This is a genomic window from Streptomyces niphimycinicus (genome assembly GCF_018883605.1).
In the GTDB taxonomy this organism is placed as follows: domain Bacteria; phylum Actinomycetota; class Actinomycetes; order Streptomycetales; family Streptomycetaceae; genus Streptomyces; species Streptomyces niphimycinicus.
Map to the genome: position 1 here is coordinate 1 of NZ_JAHLEM010000124.1, position 15236 is coordinate 15236.

Sequence of the window (15236 nt, forward strand, 5' to 3'; positions counted from 1 at the left end):
CATCGAGTAGATGTCGCTCTTTTCTCCTGCGAGGACGGCCACTATCGCTCTCCGCGCGGTGACGATCCCGTCGTGCGCCATGGTGTAGACGCGCATCGTCATCTTCGGCCGTTCGTCCCGAGCCGACTGGTTGCCGATCATCAGCGGCCGTCCCCTCCCCCGACCGGCGCGATGAGCTGGAGCAGGCTGTACAGGCTCCGCTTCACCGCGCCCAGGTGGTAGGCCAGCTCTTCCGGCGCGGCGTCGGTCAGGTCGAGGGCTTCGGCACCAGCGAGGGTCTGTCCAGCCACGATCACGACAGCGTGCTCGAGTCCTTCACGGGTGGGCTTTGCGGCCGCGATACACGCCGGGCACAGGCCCGAGCGCGGTACGGCGCGGTCACGGGGCCCAAAGTCGCCGGGGGCGGCACACAGCGCGCACGCCCGGGACGGGACAGATGTGATCCAGCCGTCGGTGGTCACCGAGCCATCACCATCCCATACGGCGCACACACCAACTCCATGTACGGGCGGCTCTTGCTCCGCTGCGCGCGTGCTGTGCGCACAGGTGGCACGTTCCGGTGCTCCGCTGCGGGACGGCCGTTGGCAGCGCCGACCGCACGGTGACGGCCCGACGGCGGCAACAACGGCCGTAACAGCGCCTTGAAGATCCACGCGATAGCGTGCGCCATGTCGTCAACCTCCTGGGGGTTGATGGCCACGCCCCCGGACGCTCCCTCCAAGTCGCGTCGCGGGGGTCCTGCATGTGGCCGGTGGTTGTGCTGCTTGCTGACCCGGTTTCCCGGCACAACCACTGTGGTGTCCCGCTCGACGAGCAGACAACAGATTCTGCGATGAATCACCCACTCAACGAAAAATGGCACATGCCAGAACCAACGCAACAACTGGTACAGCGAAGGGTTGTTGTGCCATGCTGCCCATATCGCCGCGAAACAGGGGCAGTTGTCCCAGAAAGGCAGAACAATGGCGGCACCGCACAGGCCAACAGCACGACGCATCGCACTCGGCCATGAACTCCGCGAGTTACGCAAGCGGGCAAGGCTCAGCATCCAGGACGCAGTGCAAGGATTCTCGTTCAGCGATACGAAGCTGCAACGGGTCGAGACCGGGCTTCAGGACCTTCGCAGCGCGAGTGACTTGCGCAAGCTGCTCACCCTCTACGGCGTCACCGACGAGGAGGAAGTGGAGAGGCTGGTGGCGGTCCAGCGAGAAGCGTCCAGCCGGGAGTGGTGGACACCTCTCGCCACGGAGCTGACACCAGGCATGCCGCGGTTCCTCGGCATCGAGGCGGCAGCACAGGAGATCCGGGCCTACAACCCGACCCTCATCCTGGGGTTGTTGCAGACCGAGGCATACGCCCGCACGAGGCACGTGAGCGCCAAACCCCTCGACGAGACCACGACTGAATTCGTGGAGCAGAGCGTCGAGGTGAGGATGAGGCGCAAGGAGGCCCTGACCCGCGACGAGGACCCGCTCAGGTTCTGGGCCATCCTCTACGAACCGGCCCTGCGGCACATCGTCGGCGACGCCGACCTGATGCGCGAGCAGTACGACGAGATCGCCAAGCTGGCCGCACTCGACAATGTGACCGTGCAGGTACTCCCCCAGACGATGCGTGGGTACCTGTTCGCGCACAACTTCAGCATCCTGCTCCTCGGCGACACCATGCCGACGACCATCCAAGTCGACACCGCATTCGGTACCTCATCCATCTCCGACAAGCGCCGGGAGGTCGGCCGGTTCTCACGGCAGTTCGACGCCCTGTCGAGGTCCGCCCTGCCTCCCGAGGACACGCCAAGGTTCCTGCACCAACTATCCCGAGAGATCACCACATGACTACCGACGTCCCCACCCCCTTGATAGCCCGAGACCTCGTCCACGCCAATTGGTTCAAGTCCTCCTATAGCGACAACGGCACCAACTGCGTGGAGGTCGCCGACCTGTCGACGTCCGCCTACGGCGGGATCGCCATCCGCGACTCCAAGGACCCGAACAGCCCGGCGCTCCTGGTGTCGCCGGCCGATTGGGCGTCCTTCGTCACCGCCGTCGCCGATGGAGAGCTGCCCACCGCCTGACCCGCACACGTAACGTCCACAGACAGCGGCCCCTGCGATCACAGGGGCCGCCGTCATGTGGCACGTACTGGCTCGGCCACAGGGCCCCGCTGAGCTACGGCGTGCTGGCTGAAAGCATCCGCACTGCCGCCTTGGCTCGAACCTGCCTGTCACGGAACGTGGTCGAGTGGGTAAGTCCACGTGCGCGGGGTGTGCAACATAGCGCAACTCACCGGACGCTGGAGGCGGTCATGGATCTACAGTTCATCGGGATCGACCCGGACACGAAGGACGGGAACTGCCCTGCCGTGTGGGTCGACACCGACACCAAGCCGGAGCCCGAACTCGTCCTTCAGGACTGGGTCGCGGACAGGGCCACCGAGGCCCAGTGCGCGAAGAAGAGCCCGAAGCCCCACAGCGAAGCGATCATCCGTATCCCGGCGCGGATGGTGCCCTTGATCAGGGAGGCGTGCGATGCCGCAGAACGTGCTCAGCTTTGAGGCGCTGCTGAGGTCCGCCGAGCACTCAGCCGTGCATTTGGAACTGCGCGACTCCTACGGTGTCGACGAGGAAGCCGACGAATTCTCCGAGTTCAAGCAGGGACATCGTCTCGACCCCGACGACCGGGCCTCCTGGTGGCGTCCGTGGCTCGACCTCATCCAGGAGATCACTGCTCGGGGCGTCGTCGTACGGCGGGCACGGATCGTGTCGGAACCGGTCACCGACTACATCCGGTACGAACACCACCACACCTTCACCAACGTCGTAGCAGGCGAGCGGGTGCGGTGGCTGCCACGCCGGCGTGCCGCCGATCTCGCTCTGCCAGGCACGGACTTCTGGCTGATCGACGAGAAGCTGGTGCGGTTCAACCACTTCTCCGGTGACGGGGCGGTGACGGAGCCAGAGCAGACGGACGACCCACAGGTCGCGAAGCTGTGCGCGTCGGCGTTCGAGGCGGTGTGGGAGCGGGGTATCCCGCACGAGGAGTACGAGATCCACTAGAACGACCGCCCGGAGCACCGCCCCTCACGCCGCCCGCGAATCCTTCGCCGCGTTCGCCGAAAACGGCTCCGGCTGGACCGTCCGCCAAGGCGGACCGGTGGCGCTGTGGGACGACATCGAGCGAGCACTCATCGCCTGGCGGGACGCCGGATGCCCCGGCATCGGCACCGTGCGGCTCCGCGTCACCCGCCGCTCCCACACATACCGCATAGGCGACACGCCCGCGCTGCGCTGGGAACACCGCCTCGCCTGAGCGAACAACCGATGGTCGGCGTGAAAAGACCTCTCTCTTCAGTCGCCGTTGCCACTACCATCCCGGGGCAACCTGCGCGAACCAGGCCACCGGGGGAGTCCATGCGTATCAGTTTGACCGTCCGTGCCGACGAGCAGGACCCGTCTCCGGGCGCGGACGCCGCCGGACCGGATGACCTACGGCGCTGGCTGGCCGGTCAGCCAGAACTGCGCGGCAGGGTGCGCAGAGCCCCCGCATCCGCCCCGCCGCCGGGCACCATGGGTGCGGGGACGGACGTGGTCCTCGCGCTGCTCGAGCCCGGCGGCGTCGCCACGGTGCTGGCCGGAGCCGTAGTGGCCTGGTTGCAGACCCGCCGTGGGAGCCGGACCGTCACCCTCACGCGCCCCGACGGTACAGAGATCACCATCAGCTCCACGGAGGTCGAACCGCTCGACGCGCAACAGGCGGTCGACCTGGCGGAGCGGCTGGCGATCGCCCTCGAGCAGGACGGGCACGCCACGGAGGACGGGGGCTCGGAGGCCGACGGCACGTCACCGGCGTCATGACCGATACGCCGCCGTCCCCGACCGGGCTGGCCGCGCCGGGGGCCCGCGCGGTGCTGATCGGTACCGGTGATCACGTACCGGAATCCCTCCTCCCGGCCCTGCCGAGCGTCGGGACCACACTCGACGACCTGGAGCGGGTGCTGCACGACGTCTGCGGCATGTCCCACGTCCACCGGGTCCCGGCGGGCGCCGCGCAGGCGGAGGTCGTGGCCGCGGTGGAGGACGCCGTCGCCGAGGCCACCGGGCCGGTGCTCTTCGCGTACGTGGGCCACGGCATCCTCGGCCCGGGGGACGAGCTGTACCTCGCCACCCATGCCAGCCTGGCCGACGACCGGGTCTCCGGGGCCGTTCCCTATCGGACCGTCAAGGATCTGCTCGGCGACGCCCTGGGCGGCAGCGTGGTCGTGCTCGACTGCTGCTTCTCCGGCCGTGCCACGGCCCCGGACGGAAGCGAACGCGCCCCGTACGCCTCCGCGCGCCCGGACGGCAGCTTCCTGCTCACCTCCGCCTCGCAGTTCGCGCTCTCCTTCGCCCCCGAGGGCGCCCGGCACACGCTGTTCAGCGGGCGGCTGCTGCGGCTGCTGGAGGACGGCGACCCGGGCGGCCCGCCCTGGCTGACGGTCGACTACCTGCACGGAGCACTGGACCGTGCGTTCCGGGACGGCCCGGTACGTCCGCACGGGCAGAGCGAGGGCAGGCTCGGCGGGCTCGTGGTGGCCCGCAACGCCGCCTACCGCACCGACGCGGTGCCCACCGGCGAGCCACCGGCCGATGTGCCGTGCCCGTACCCGGGCATGCGGTCATTCGGGGCGGCCGACCAGGAGTGGTTCTTCGGGCGCGAAGAGCTGACGGAGCAGCTCGTGGCCACGGTGTGCGATCCGGCGCCGGGCCACCCGGTCGTGCTGGTGGGCGCGTCGGGCTCGGGCAAGTCGTCGCTGCTGGGGGCGGGGCTGCTGGCGAGTCTGGAGGCCCGGCACGGTGCCGGACACGCCACGGTCCCCTGGCCCGCACTGCTGCTGCCCGCCCCCGGCTCCGACCCGGTTCAGTCGCTCGCCGAACGCTGGGCGCGGACCACGGGACGGCGCCCGGAGGAGATACGGGAAGCCTTTGAAGCGGGCCGGTTCCCCGGTCCGGCGCCCGGCCACCGGGCCTGTCGGCTGCTCGTGGTCGACCACTTCGAGGAAGTCTTCACCCGCTGCGAGGACGCCGGGCTGCGGAGCCGCTTCATCCGGCTGCTGTGCGGGCGGCCGTCCGACCCGGGCGACCGGCCCACAGTGGTCCTGGCGCTGCGCGCCGACCACTACGGCGACTGTCTGGCCCACCCGGAACTCGTGGACGCCCTGGACCACGGGCAGTTCACCGTGGCGCCGATGGACCTGGACACCCTCCGCGCCGCCATCGAGCGCCCGGCCGCGCGGGCGGGCCTCGCCCTCGAGGACGGGCTCGTCGACCGGCTGCTGTCGGACCTGCGCCGGGGCGGCGGGGCCGGAACGGCGCGGGACGCGGCGGCCCCGTTCCTCGCCCATGTCCTCGTGGAGACATGGCGGGAGCGCAGCGGAACGGCCCTGACCCTGGCCGGTTACCAGCGCACCGGCGGGATCTGGCAGTCCGTGACCACCTCGACCGACACGCTGTACCAGGCGTTACGGGAACCCCAGCGGCACATCCTGCGCCGTCTGCTCCTGAGCATGGTGCACCTCACCCCGGCCGGTGAGGTGGTGCGCCGCGAGGTCGCCCCGTCGGACCTGCTGAAGGAAGGAAGCGCCGAGGGCGTACGGACCGTCTGGGACCATCTGGTCCGGACCCGGCTGGTCACGGTCGATCACGACGGCGCGCGGTTCTCCCACGACGCGTTGCTGCACGCCTGGCCCAAGCTGCGGTCGTGGATCCGAGACGCCCACGCCGATCTGCTGGAGCACCAGCGGCTCGCGGAGTCGGCCGCCGTCTGGGAGGAGCACGACCGCGACCCCCACTATCTCTACACCGGTTCGCAACTGGCCCAGGCACGCGCACGCCTGGATCCGGCCCTCGCCACGAACACCCCCGGAATCGCGCTCACCGGCGTCGAGCGGGAGTTCCTGGCCACCGGGGCGCAGGCCGCACGGCGCGGACGCCGCCTGCGCATGCTGTGGCGCGGCGTGGCCGCCTGTGTCGCGCTGCTGCTCGTCGCGATCGGCACGGTGGCGTACGTCGAACGGAGCGAGTCGAGGAAGCGGGCGGACGAGCTGGCCTCCAAGCGCGTCGCTGCCCAGGCCGACGCGCTGCGGGACGAGGACCCGGCGACGGCGCTCGATCTGAGCCTGGCCGCCTACCGTCGCTCCCCGACCGTCGAAGCCCGCTCGGCCCTGCTGCGGTCGGCGCTGTCCCCCACGCCGCCGGTACCGCTGCGGGGGCACTCCCGCGAGGTGATCAACCTGGCGTACCGGGCGGGCGGAAAGATACTGGCCAGCTCGTCGACCGACGGCACGGTCCGCCTGTGGCGCACGGCGAATCCCTATCGCCCGTCGCCGGGTTCCGTGCTCAGGGTCGGGAGACCGGCGGCCCTCGCCTGGCATCCGGACGGCCGGTACCTCACCGCGAGCACCAGGGACGCGCTGTACGTGTGGAACGTCCGCGACGCCGGGCATCCCCGGCGCGTCGCCCGCGTGCCGGTGCGCGACGGCCGGGTCTTCGCGGCGGCCTTCAGCCCGGACGGCCGTACCCTCGCGGTCGGCGCGGAGCACGGCCGGGTGTGGCTGTGGGACCTGCGCGACCCCCGGCGTCCGGTACGCACCGTGGTGACGGGGTCGAGGCGCGGAAAGCCCGTGGAGGCCGTCGCCTTCGCACCCGGCGGCAAGGTCATGGCCACGGCAGTGGGAGACGGCACCGTACAGATGTGGAACACCGCGGACGTCCAGCACCCGAAGCCGGGAAAGGTGCTGCGCGACGCCCTCGTCCTGTCCCTGGCCTTCAGCCCGGACGGACGACTGCTGGCGGGCGGCGGGGCGTCGGGGGAGGTCGCCGTCTGGAAGGTGACCGACCCGGCACGCCCCCACCGGTCCCTCGGTACCGGACCGATCACCAGCAAGGTCCTGACGTCGATCGCCTTCAGCCCGGACGGACAGTACGCGGCGGCTTCCTCATGGGACGGTACGCCGCACCTGTTCAATGTGCGGGACGAGACGTACTCCGATCCGCTGCTGGAGTCGACCGCGCTGCCGCGCACGGGCAAGGCCGCCAAGAAGGACCTGTCCCTCGCCTACCGCCCGGACGGACGCGGTATCGCCGTCGGCGGCTCCGACGGCCTCATCCACCTGTGGAACCCGCCCCCGGACTCGGTCCCCGGCACCACCGACGCCGCGGGGTCGGTCAGCGGCTCCGCGTCCGGCCCGCAAGGGCGGTTCATCGCCACCACGACCAGGGACCGCGCGCACATCTGGCGGCTCGGCGAACCGGGCACACCTCCGGTCGAGGCGGCCGTCTTCCCCCGGCCCTGGAACAAGGCGCGCTTCCTGCCCGGAGGACGGACGCTGATCGCCCAGAGCGCGGACTGGAAGCGGCTGCGGCTGTGGAGCTTCCGGGACGGCCGGCTGCGCCCCGGATACGAGTTCCGCCCCGCCGCGCAGTCGGAGCACTCCCTGAGCTTCGCCGTCGCCTCCCGAGGTGGTCTGCTGGCCGTGGCGGACCCATCCGTCCGCGCCGCGACCATCTGGGACATCCACCGTCCGGCGCGGCCGAAGCGCCTGGGGCGCGTGCCCGTGCCCGAGGACGGGTACGACCTGGCCTTCTCCGGCGGTGGCCGGGTCTTCGCCGTGCTGTCCTATACGGCCCAGTTCTGGGATCTCACCGATCCCCGGCATCCGCGGCGCACGTCCCGCGTCGGCACGAAGTCCAAAGAGGTGCCCATGGGGATCAGCGCGAGCGACGGGCAGCGGGTCCTGGTCACCGACGCCGAGAGGGGCGGGGCGAAGCGGTCCGGCGTGTGGTCCGTATCCGCGCGGGCCACGGCGCGCAAGCTCGGCACGGTCGACGCGGATGCCCTGCGACTGCGCCTCGTCTCCGGCCGTCTGCTGGCGGGTATCTCCTCGTCCGGGCGACCGGCCCTGTGGTCCGTGGACCGCCTGCGGACCACGGTCCCCCTCCCGGGCCCGATCGACGCCATGAAGGAAATGGCCTCCGACGGCAACCTGCTCGTCGCGTGGGCGGAGGACGGAGGGCTGGGGCTCTGGCGGCTGGCACCGGAGGGTTCACCTCCCGGAGACGCGGAACTCCTCGCCCTCTCCCCCGGCTTCGGCAACGCGTCCGTCAAGGACTTCACCGAGCAGGGGGACGCCATGGTCGTCTCGCCGAGCGCCGGATTCTCCCCGATGCCCGCGCTGGGAGCGGGGACGGTCCTGGTGAGCGTCGACTTCCCGCGGCTGAGCGACAGGCTCTGCTCGGTCCGCCGCACGGCGACCTCCGGGGACCGCTGGCACCGGCTCTTCTCCGATCTCCGCTATCGGGACCCCTGCCCCTGACGGCCCGGGCCACGCAAAACGACGAGGGCCCCGCCGGATGGCGGGGCCCTCGTCGTACATGGGATGAGTGGAGATGGCGGGAATCGAACCCGCGTCCACCGGTGTGGAATCAGGACTTCTCCGAGCGCAGTCCGCTGTGATTTTCTCGGCCCCGGAGATCACGCGGACAAGTCTCCGACGGGCTCAGTCACTGTTTGATTTCCCACTACGCCCCGTGACCGGGCTTAGTGGTTTAGTTCCCTAGCTGATGCCAGGATCCGGGTCGGGAACAGCCCCGGGCTGACACTTCGCAAGTCGCTACTTAGGCAGCGAGGGCGAAGGAATCGCGCTTGGTGTTGGCGATTATTGGTTGCGACATATGGTTAACGAGATCATTGCCGCTTCCTCGGCTCGCTTCTCCTGCTTCGACAGCCGCTGTCGAAACCGATCATCCCCATGTGGTGTTTTCAAGGTGGTGCCGCGCCCTCGGAGGGGCACAGCGCCATCATAGGTGAACAACGCGCGACGGGGCCACATCATTCCCGTCGCCGGGGGGCGCGTGCCCCGCTGGTCAAGCCCGTCAGGCGCGCTGGCGCCGCCGTGCCGCGGAGATCGCCCGATCGGACTCCCGGCGGTCCTGCCGCTCGCGGAGCGTCTGGCGCTTGTCGTACTCCTTCTTGCCCTTGGCCAGCGCGATCTCGACCTTGGCCCGGCCGTCCTTGAAGTACAGGGCCAGCGGCACCAGGGTGTGCCCGGTCTCCTGGGTCTTGCCGATCAGCTTGTCGATCTCCGCCCGGTGCAGCAGCAGCTTCCGCCGGCGGCGCGCCGAGTGATTGGTCCAGGTCCCCTGGCTGTACTCGGGGATGTGCACGTTGTGCAGCCATGCCTCGCCGCCGTCGAGCTGGGCGAAGCCGTCCACGAGCGAGGCACGCCCCTGGCGCAGCGACTTCACCTCGGTCCCGGTCAGCACCAGACCGCACTCGTAGGTGTCCAGGATGTGATAGTCGTGCCGCGCCTTCTTGTTCTGCGCGATCAGCTTGCGACCCGTCTCTTTAGCCATAGCCAGGCCATTCTCGCACTAGGACCCACCCCCGAGGCCACTCAATACTGTGCGCGCCCGCGCCTCGGCCGACGGGCCGTCGTCGCCCTTGACCCTCAGATCCGGTGCGATGCCCTCGCCGTCGACGTTACGCCCGGCCGGGGTCCGGTAGTGGCCCACGGTGAGCTCGGCGACCGAGCCGTCGGGCAGTTCGCTGGGCATCTGCACCGAGCCCTTGCCGAAGGTGCGGGAGCCGACGACCACGGCGCGGCCGCGGTCCTGGAGGGCGCCGGTGAGCAGTTCGGCGGCGCTCATGGTGCCGCCGTCGACCAGCACCACCAGTGGGCTGTCGGTGTCGCCGCCCGGCCGGGCGTCGAGAACGCGCTGGTCACCACGGACGTCATAGGTGGCGACCAGGCCGCCGTCGAGGAGGGAGGAGGCGGCGGTGACGGCCTCGGAGACCAGCCCGCCGGAGTTGCCGCGCAGATCGAGCAGGATGCCGTCGCCCGGGGGGATGGAGCGCACCGCCCGCCGGATCCGCTCCCCGGTGCCCTTGGTGAACGAGTCGACCTTGATCCGCACGGCGCCGGGTCTGTGGTCGTCGTAACCGCTGAGCGGATCGACGGTCACCGGGTCCGTGGTCAGCCGGGCCCGGCGGAGCTCTTGCGTCCAGTTCTGTCCGCCGCGCCGCAGCCCGAGCTCCACCCGGGTGCCCGGGGAGCCGTCGGCGGGGCCGCGCAGCAGGGCCACGACCTCGGTGACCGGTCGCCCGGTCACGTTCTCGCCGTCGACCGTGCGCAGCCGGTCATCGGCCCGGATCCCGGCCTTCTGGGCGGGGCTGCCGGGCTCGACGCGCTCGACCGCGATCCGACCGTGGGCGTCCCGGTGGGCGGAGATGCCGACGCCGACGTACGCACCGTCGAGGTTCTGGCGGAAGCCCTCGTACTCACGGGCGCTGTAGACCGCGCCCCATCGGTCTCCGCTGCGGCTGACCACCTCGCGGGCGGCCTTCGAACCGGACTTCCCGTCCTCCTCGGCCGCCGCCGCGGCCGCCTTGACCTGGTCGCTCTCGACCGCGCCGACATAGGCGTGAGCGGGCATCCCGGCGGGCTGGGGGTTGTGGCGCGGTCCGGGCTGGGCGCCCCAGGAACCGACGGCCGCCCCGGTGGCGAGCACGCTCACGAAGACCAATGTCAGGGCGGCCCCGCGGCGAACGCGGCGGGGCTGGACGAACAAACACGGGCCCGACATGCCGGTGAGTGTAGGGCACCAACAGGCGCCGTACCGGGGGTTGTCCGGTACGGCGCCGTAGGCGAATGTCACACCTTGAGGTACTTGCGCAACGCGACGAACGCCGCGAGCGCGGGCATGAGCAGGCCAATCGCGAGCACCAGCGGCAGCTTGGCGAGCACCGCGTCCCAGCCGATGAAGTTGATCACATCGATCTTGTCCACCAGCCAGTTGTTGACCAGGAAGTACTGCCCGCTCACCAGCAGTACACAGGCGAAGCCCGCGCCCAGCAGCCCCGCGATGGCGGCCTCCATGATGAACGGCATCTGGATATAGAAGCTGGACGCGCCGACCAATCGCATGATTCCGGTCTCCCGGCGGCGGCTGAACGCCGACACCCGCACGGTGTTGACGATCAGCATCAACGCGACGATCAGCATCAGCGTCATCACCCCGAGCGCCGCGAAGTTCATGCCGTTGAGCAGGTTGAACAGGTCGCCGACCAGCTTCTTCTGGTCCTGGACCTCCTGCACCCCGGGGCGGGCGGCGAAGGCGGTGGAGATGACGTCGAAGCGTTCGGGGTCCTTCAGCTTGATACGGAAGGACTCCTGCATCTGGTCCGGGGTCAGCGAGGCAGCCAGCGGCGAGTCGCCGAACTGCTCCTTGTAGTGCTTGTACGCCTCCTCACTCGTCTCGAACTGCACCGACTCGACGATGTTCATCCGCTTGAGCTCGGAGCTGATCTCCTGCTTCTGGGCCTCGGTGACCGCGCCCTTGGTGCAGTTGGCCGCGGTCTCCTTGTCGTTCTTGTTGCAGAGGAAGATCGAGACGTTGACCTTGTCGTACCAGTAGCCCTTCATCGTGCTCACCTGCTCGCGCATGAGCAGGGACCCGCCGAACAGGGCGAGCGAGAGGGCGACGGAGACGATGACCGCGAAGGTCATCGTGAGATTGCGGCGGAGACCGACGCCGATCTCCGACAGGACGAACTGGGCGCGCATGGCGTCCTTTCAGTGCTGGTAGCCGTAGACGCCGCGGGACTGGTCGCGGACGAGGCGGCCCTTCTCAAGTTCGATCACGCGCTTGCGCATCTGGTCCACGATCTGCTGGTCGTGTGTCGCCATGACGACGGTCGTGCCGGTCCGGTTGATCCGGTCCAGCAGCTTCATGATGCCGACGGACGTCTGCGGGTCCAGGTTTCCCGTCGGCTCGTCGGCGATCAGCAGCATCGGACGGTTGACGAACGCACGGGCGATGGCCACCCGCTGCTGTTCACCACCGGAGAGCTCGCCGGGCATACGGTCGTCTTTACCGCCCAGTCCCACCAGATCGAGCACCTCGGGGACGGTTTTCCGAATGGCGGTGCGCGGCTTGCCGATCACCTCGAGCGCGAAGGCGACATTCTCCCCGACCGTCTTGTTGGGGAGCAGCCGGAAATCCTGGAAGACGGTCCCCAACTGGCGGCGCATCTGCGGCACCTTCCAGTTGGACAGCCGCGCGAGATCTTTGCCGAGCACATGGACCGCGCCATGGCTGGCGCGCTCCTCGCGGAGGAGCAGCCGGAGGAAAGTGGACTTTCCCGACCCCGAGGAGCCCACGAGGAAGACGAACTCGCCCTTCTCGATCTCGAGCGAGACATCCCGGAGTGCGGGACGGTTCTGCTTGGGGTATGTCTTGGATACGTTGTCGAATCGGATCACTGGAGCACCACGGTGACCTGGGTAGCGGTACGGGCTGCCGAAGCGGCTCCCGTCGGTGAGCGTGACCATACGCGAAGCGCACGCGGGCGCGCAGTCGCCGTCCGGCACGGGTGGGTTTCTTCACTGCACTATTGGGGTCAAACGGTTGACAAACCGCCTGTCGTGGCGGCGGAAACGGCCACGAAACCGGTGCGGATGCGGCACGGAATCGTGCGGGGCGCGCCGAACCGGACGGAAGCTGGCACAGTGGAAGGGGAACCAACCCATTTCGCTGGGCGTTGGTCCCGTGTCTACTGCGGCACCGCCGCGCGGGAGGAGAAAGCGCATGACGTACGACAGGCTCGTCTGCGCCAACTGCGCGGGCCCCGTCAGCGAGGGCCGCTGCCCGGTCTGCCGGGCCAGCAGGGAGCGCCTCCAGCAGGACGGCATCTTCGGTGGGCTGACGCCGGCCGCGCTGATAGCGCTGCTGGTGGCGCTCATCACGGTGGCCGTGCTCGCGCATGAGATGGCGACGGCATAACGCAACGTTACGCACATTGTACGTCGGGTGTGGCGCACCCTCTGAACGCACGGCGCACCCTCTGAACGCACAAGGGGCCCGGAGCTCTGGAGAGCTCCGGGCCCCTTACCGTGCGTAGCGCGCGATCAGGCGACGTTGTTGCGGTTCACCAGACGCGGCACAAAGCGGAAGCCGATACCGCCGGCGATCATCGTCGCGGCGCCGACCAGCAGGAACGTGGTCTCGGAGGAACCGGTCTCGGCCAACTGCTCCTTGGCCTTGCCCTGCTCCACCGGCTTGGAGCCGACGTTGTCGGTGCCGGTGTTGTCGTCGCAGTTGGTGCTGTCGAGGTCCACCGTGCAGGTGCTGTCGCCACCACCGCTGCCGCCACCCTGGCCGGGCGAGCTCGGCGCGCCGGTCGGCTCGCCGGTGGGCTCGCCGGTCGGCTCGTCCGTCGGCTGGCCGGTCGGCGGCTGAGTCGGCTCATCCGTCGGCTCGCCGGTGGGCTCGTCGGTCGGCTCACCGGTCGGCGGCTGAGTCGGCTCATCCGTCGGCTCACCGGTCGGCGGCTGAGTCGGCTCGTCCGTCGGCTCGCCCGTCGGGATCGAGGTCGGGTCGTCGGTCGGGTCCTCGGTCGGGTCGTCCTTGCCGATGCCGACGCCGACGCCCAGACCCTTCTCGTCCGCGTTCGCCGAAACGTTCACGCCGCCGATACCGACGTCAACACCAACGGCCGATGCGGCGCCGGCGGCGGTGAGCGATGCGCCGGCGGCGATCACCGCACCGGCAGCTATGCGCGCAACGCGCAGCCGCGTCTTCTTCGTCATCTGCCTGCTACCCCCAGTAGCTGTACTCGTCAATGGAGCAGCTATGCACGGGGCAACGGCTCGGGGTGTCGCATTCTCCGCGGTCCCCATCCCTCTGAGGCGGTCCGCCGGCCCCCGTTCACACGCGCCCCAGTCATACGCATGCCGCGCGTCAGCCTTCCCAGTTTTCAGATCACCGTCAAGGCCATTGCATGCGAGATGTCCGCTATGGAAGTGGATGCGGCATGCATGGGTACAGGACTGTGACCAAAACCGTGGTGTACGGGGCCCGTTGGGGGGCGAGCGGGAAGGTTACTTCCCCTGCTCCTGCTGCTTGCGCCAGCGGATTCCGGCCTCCAGGAAGCCGTCGAGCTCACCGTCGAGCACCGCCTGCGGATTGCCGACCTCGAACTCGGTGCGCAGGTCCTTGACCATCTGGTACGGGTGCAGGACGTACGAACGCATCTGGTTGCCCCAGGAATTGCCGCCGTCGCCCTTGAGCGCGTCCATCTTGGCCTGCTCCTCCTGGCGGCGCCGCTCGAGCAGCTTGGCCTGGAGGACGTTCATCGCGGTCGCCTTGTTCTGGATCTGCGAGCGCTCGTTCTGACAGGAGACGACGATGCCGGTGGGGATATGGGTCAACCGCACCGCGGAGTCGGTGGTGTTGACGCCCTGGCCGCCGGGGCCCGAGGAGCGGTAGACATCCACCCGCAGCTCGGACTCGTCGATCTCGATGTGGTCGGTCTGCTCGACGACCGGCAGCACCTCGACGCCCGCGAAGGAGGTCTGGCGGCGGCCCTGGTTGTCGAACGGCGAGATCCGCACCAGGCGGTGGGTGCCCTGCTCGACGGAGAGCGTCCCGTAGGCGTACGGGATCTGCACGGCGAAGGTGGTCGACTTGATGCCGGCCTCCTCCGCGTACGACGTCTCGTAGATCTCGGTCTTGTAGCCGTGGCGCTCGGCCCAGCGCAGATACATCCGCTGGAGCTGCTCGGCGAAGTCGGCGGCGTCCACCCCGCCCGCCTCGGCGCGGATGTTCACGACCGCCTCGCGGGAGTCGTACTCGCCGGACAGGAGGGTGCGCACCTCCATCTCGTCGACCGCCTTGCGCACGGCCTCCAGCTCGGCCTCGGCCTCGGCGCGGGCGTCCTCGTCCCCCTCGGCGTCGGCGAGCTCGAACAGCACCTCGAGATCGTCGATCCGGCCGCGCAGCTCCTCGGCCCGGCGCAGATGCCCCTGGAGATAGGAGAGCTTGCTGGTGATCTTCTGCGCGTTCTCCGGGTCGTCCCACAGGGACGGGGCCGCCGCCTGCTCCTCGAGCACGGCGATGTCGGCCCTCATCTTGTCGAGGTCCAGGACGGCCTCGATCGACCCCATGGTCGAGGAGAGGGACTTCAGCTCTTCGGATACATCGACGACTGCCACGGGACCAGCGTAACCGCTACCGAAGACTGGCCGTCCCCGGTCATGGCGTACCGGGGTCCTGGGAGACGGAGTGCTCGCCGCCCTTGGGCGAGTCGCCGCCGTCGTCGCCGCCCGCCACCAGCCAGCCGCCGAGCCCCACCGCGACCAGGGCGGCCAGCGTGATCGCGGCCACCTTGAGCCGGCGGCGGCGCAGCGCGCCCGCGACCGCG

The 15236-nt window shown here is 69.6% G+C and carries 15 protein-coding genes and 1 other RNA gene; 8 read left to right on the plus strand and 8 right to left on the minus strand.

Features of this window, described 5'->3' with window-relative positions:
• Positions 1 to 140: 140 nt before the first annotated feature.
• Positions 141 to 290: a hypothetical protein gene (locus KN815_RS13755; protein WP_216342171.1), complete on the minus strand. Its 150-nt coding sequence runs from the start codon at positions 288 to 290 to the stop codon at positions 141 to 143.
• Between the two features lie 672 nt (positions 291 to 962).
• Here KN815_RS13755 and KN815_RS13760 point away from each other — a divergent pair.
• From KN815_RS13760 to KN815_RS13790, 7 genes are all read left to right on the plus strand, one after another.
• The gene (locus tag KN815_RS13760) at positions 963 to 1835 is read left to right on the plus strand and encodes a helix-turn-helix domain-containing protein (protein ID WP_216342153.1); all 873 of its coding nucleotides are present in this window, start codon (positions 963 to 965) and stop codon (positions 1833 to 1835) included.
• Positions 1832 to 2074, plus strand: a complete 243-nt coding sequence (locus KN815_RS13765) for a DUF397 domain-containing protein (protein WP_216342154.1) — start codon at positions 1832 to 1834, stop codon at positions 2072 to 2074. The genes KN815_RS13760 and KN815_RS13765 overlap by 4 nt, the downstream gene beginning before the upstream one ends.
• Positions 2075 to 2304: 230 nt before the next feature.
• Positions 2305 to 2553 carry a hypothetical protein gene (locus KN815_RS13770; RefSeq protein WP_216342156.1) on the plus strand — a complete coding sequence of 83 codons (249 nt, stop codon included), beginning with the start codon at positions 2305 to 2307 and terminating at the stop codon, positions 2551 to 2553.
• Positions 2528 to 3055 carry a DUF6879 family protein gene (locus tag KN815_RS13775; RefSeq protein WP_216342158.1) on the plus strand — a complete coding sequence of 176 codons (528 nt, stop codon included), beginning with the start codon at positions 2528 to 2530 and terminating at the stop codon, positions 3053 to 3055. The genes KN815_RS13770 and KN815_RS13775 overlap by 26 nt, the downstream gene beginning before the upstream one ends.
• Before the next feature lie 97 nt (positions 3056 to 3152).
• Positions 3153 to 3308, plus strand: coding sequence for a hypothetical protein (locus KN815_RS13780; protein WP_372458344.1), 156 nt, complete (start codon positions 3153 to 3155; stop codon positions 3306 to 3308).
• Between the two features lie 101 nt (positions 3309 to 3409).
• Positions 3410 to 3853 (plus strand): effector-associated constant component EACC1, encoded by a 444-nt coding sequence (locus KN815_RS13785; RefSeq protein WP_216342161.1) that lies wholly within the window; start codon positions 3410 to 3412, stop codon positions 3851 to 3853.
• Positions 3850 to 8349, plus strand: coding sequence for a caspase, EACC1-associated type (locus KN815_RS13790; protein ID WP_216342162.1), 4500 nt, complete (start codon positions 3850 to 3852; stop codon positions 8347 to 8349). The genes KN815_RS13785 and KN815_RS13790 overlap by 4 nt, the downstream gene beginning before the upstream one ends.
• Before the next feature lie 65 nt (positions 8350 to 8414).
• Here the strand turns inward: KN815_RS13790 and ssrA are convergent.
• The 5 genes from ssrA to ftsE all read right to left on the minus strand — a co-directional run bounded on the left by ssrA (position 8415) and on the right by ftsE (position 12297).
• Positions 8415 to 8784, minus strand: a transfer-messenger RNA (tmRNA) gene (gene ssrA / locus KN815_RS13795).
• A 124-nt stretch (positions 8785 to 8908) separates the two neighbouring features.
• The gene (gene smpB / locus KN815_RS13800; RefSeq protein WP_078641766.1) at positions 8909 to 9388 is read right to left on the minus strand and encodes an SsrA-binding protein SmpB; all 480 of its coding nucleotides are present in this window, start codon (positions 9386 to 9388) and stop codon (positions 8909 to 8911) included.
• Between the two features lie 18 nt (positions 9389 to 9406).
• Complete coding sequence (locus KN815_RS13805; RefSeq protein ID WP_216342163.1) at positions 9407 to 10618, minus strand: S41 family peptidase; 1212 nt, start codon at positions 10616 to 10618, stop codon at positions 9407 to 9409.
• Between the two features lie 68 nt (positions 10619 to 10686).
• The gene (gene ftsX / locus KN815_RS13810; RefSeq protein ID WP_216342165.1) at positions 10687 to 11598 is read right to left on the minus strand and encodes a permease-like cell division protein FtsX; all 912 of its coding nucleotides are present in this window, start codon (positions 11596 to 11598) and stop codon (positions 10687 to 10689) included.
• A 9-nt stretch (positions 11599 to 11607) separates the two neighbouring features.
• Positions 11608 to 12297 carry a cell division ATP-binding protein FtsE gene (gene ftsE, locus KN815_RS13815; protein ID WP_078641768.1) on the minus strand — a complete coding sequence of 230 codons (690 nt, stop codon included), beginning with the start codon at positions 12295 to 12297 and terminating at the stop codon, positions 11608 to 11610.
• 325 nt (positions 12298 to 12622) lie between these two features.
• On the opposite strand from ftsE, the gene KN815_RS13820 reads away from it, so the two are divergent.
• Positions 12623 to 12817: a hypothetical protein gene (locus KN815_RS13820; protein WP_216342167.1), complete on the plus strand. Its 195-nt coding sequence runs from the start codon at positions 12623 to 12625 to the stop codon at positions 12815 to 12817.
• A 125-nt stretch (positions 12818 to 12942) separates the two neighbouring features.
• Here KN815_RS13820 and KN815_RS13825 read toward each other — a convergent pair whose 3' ends face one another.
• Positions 12943 to 13623 (minus strand): LPXTG cell wall anchor domain-containing protein, encoded by a 681-nt coding sequence (locus KN815_RS13825; protein ID WP_216342168.1) that lies wholly within the window; start codon positions 13621 to 13623, stop codon positions 12943 to 12945.
• Positions 13624 to 13914: 291 nt separating this feature from the next.
• On the minus strand, positions 13915 to 15027 hold the full coding sequence (gene prfB, locus KN815_RS13830; protein WP_216342169.1) for a peptide chain release factor 2: 1113 nt from the start codon (positions 15025 to 15027) through the stop codon (positions 13915 to 13917).
• Positions 15028 to 15236 lie beyond the last annotated feature (209 nt).

Excerpts from the sequence above, each read along its gene's own strand:
- KN815_RS13760 (WP_216342153.1), top strand. The coding sequence starts at position 963 with ATGGCGGCACCGCACAGGCCAACAGCACGACGCATCGCACTCGGCCAT.
- KN815_RS13765 (WP_216342154.1), top strand. The coding sequence starts at position 1,832 with ATGACTACCGACGTCCCCACCCCCTTGATAGCCCGAGACCTCGTCCAC.
- KN815_RS13770 (WP_216342156.1), top strand. The coding sequence starts at position 2,305 with ATGGATCTACAGTTCATCGGGATCGACCCGGACACGAAGGACGGGAAC.
- KN815_RS13775 (WP_216342158.1), top strand. The coding sequence starts at position 2,528 with ATGCCGCAGAACGTGCTCAGCTTTGAGGCGCTGCTGAGGTCCGCCGAG.
- KN815_RS13785 (WP_216342161.1), top strand. The coding sequence starts at position 3,410 with ATGCGTATCAGTTTGACCGTCCGTGCCGACGAGCAGGACCCGTCTCCG.
- KN815_RS13790 (WP_216342162.1), top strand. The coding sequence starts at position 3,850 with ATGACCGATACGCCGCCGTCCCCGACCGGGCTGGCCGCGCCGGGGGCC.
- smpB (WP_078641766.1), bottom strand. The coding sequence starts at position 9,388 with ATGGCTAAAGAGACGGGTCGCAAGCTGATCGCGCAGAACAAGAAGGCG.
- KN815_RS13805 (WP_216342163.1), bottom strand. The coding sequence starts at position 10,618 with ATGTCGGGCCCGTGTTTGTTCGTCCAGCCCCGCCGCGTTCGCCGCGGG.
- ftsX (WP_216342165.1), bottom strand. The coding sequence starts at position 11,598 with ATGCGCGCCCAGTTCGTCCTGTCGGAGATCGGCGTCGGTCTCCGCCGC.
- KN815_RS13820 (WP_216342167.1), top strand. The coding sequence starts at position 12,623 with ATGACGTACGACAGGCTCGTCTGCGCCAACTGCGCGGGCCCCGTCAGC.
- KN815_RS13825 (WP_216342168.1), bottom strand. The coding sequence starts at position 13,623 with ATGACGAAGAAGACGCGGCTGCGCGTTGCGCGCATAGCTGCCGGTGCG.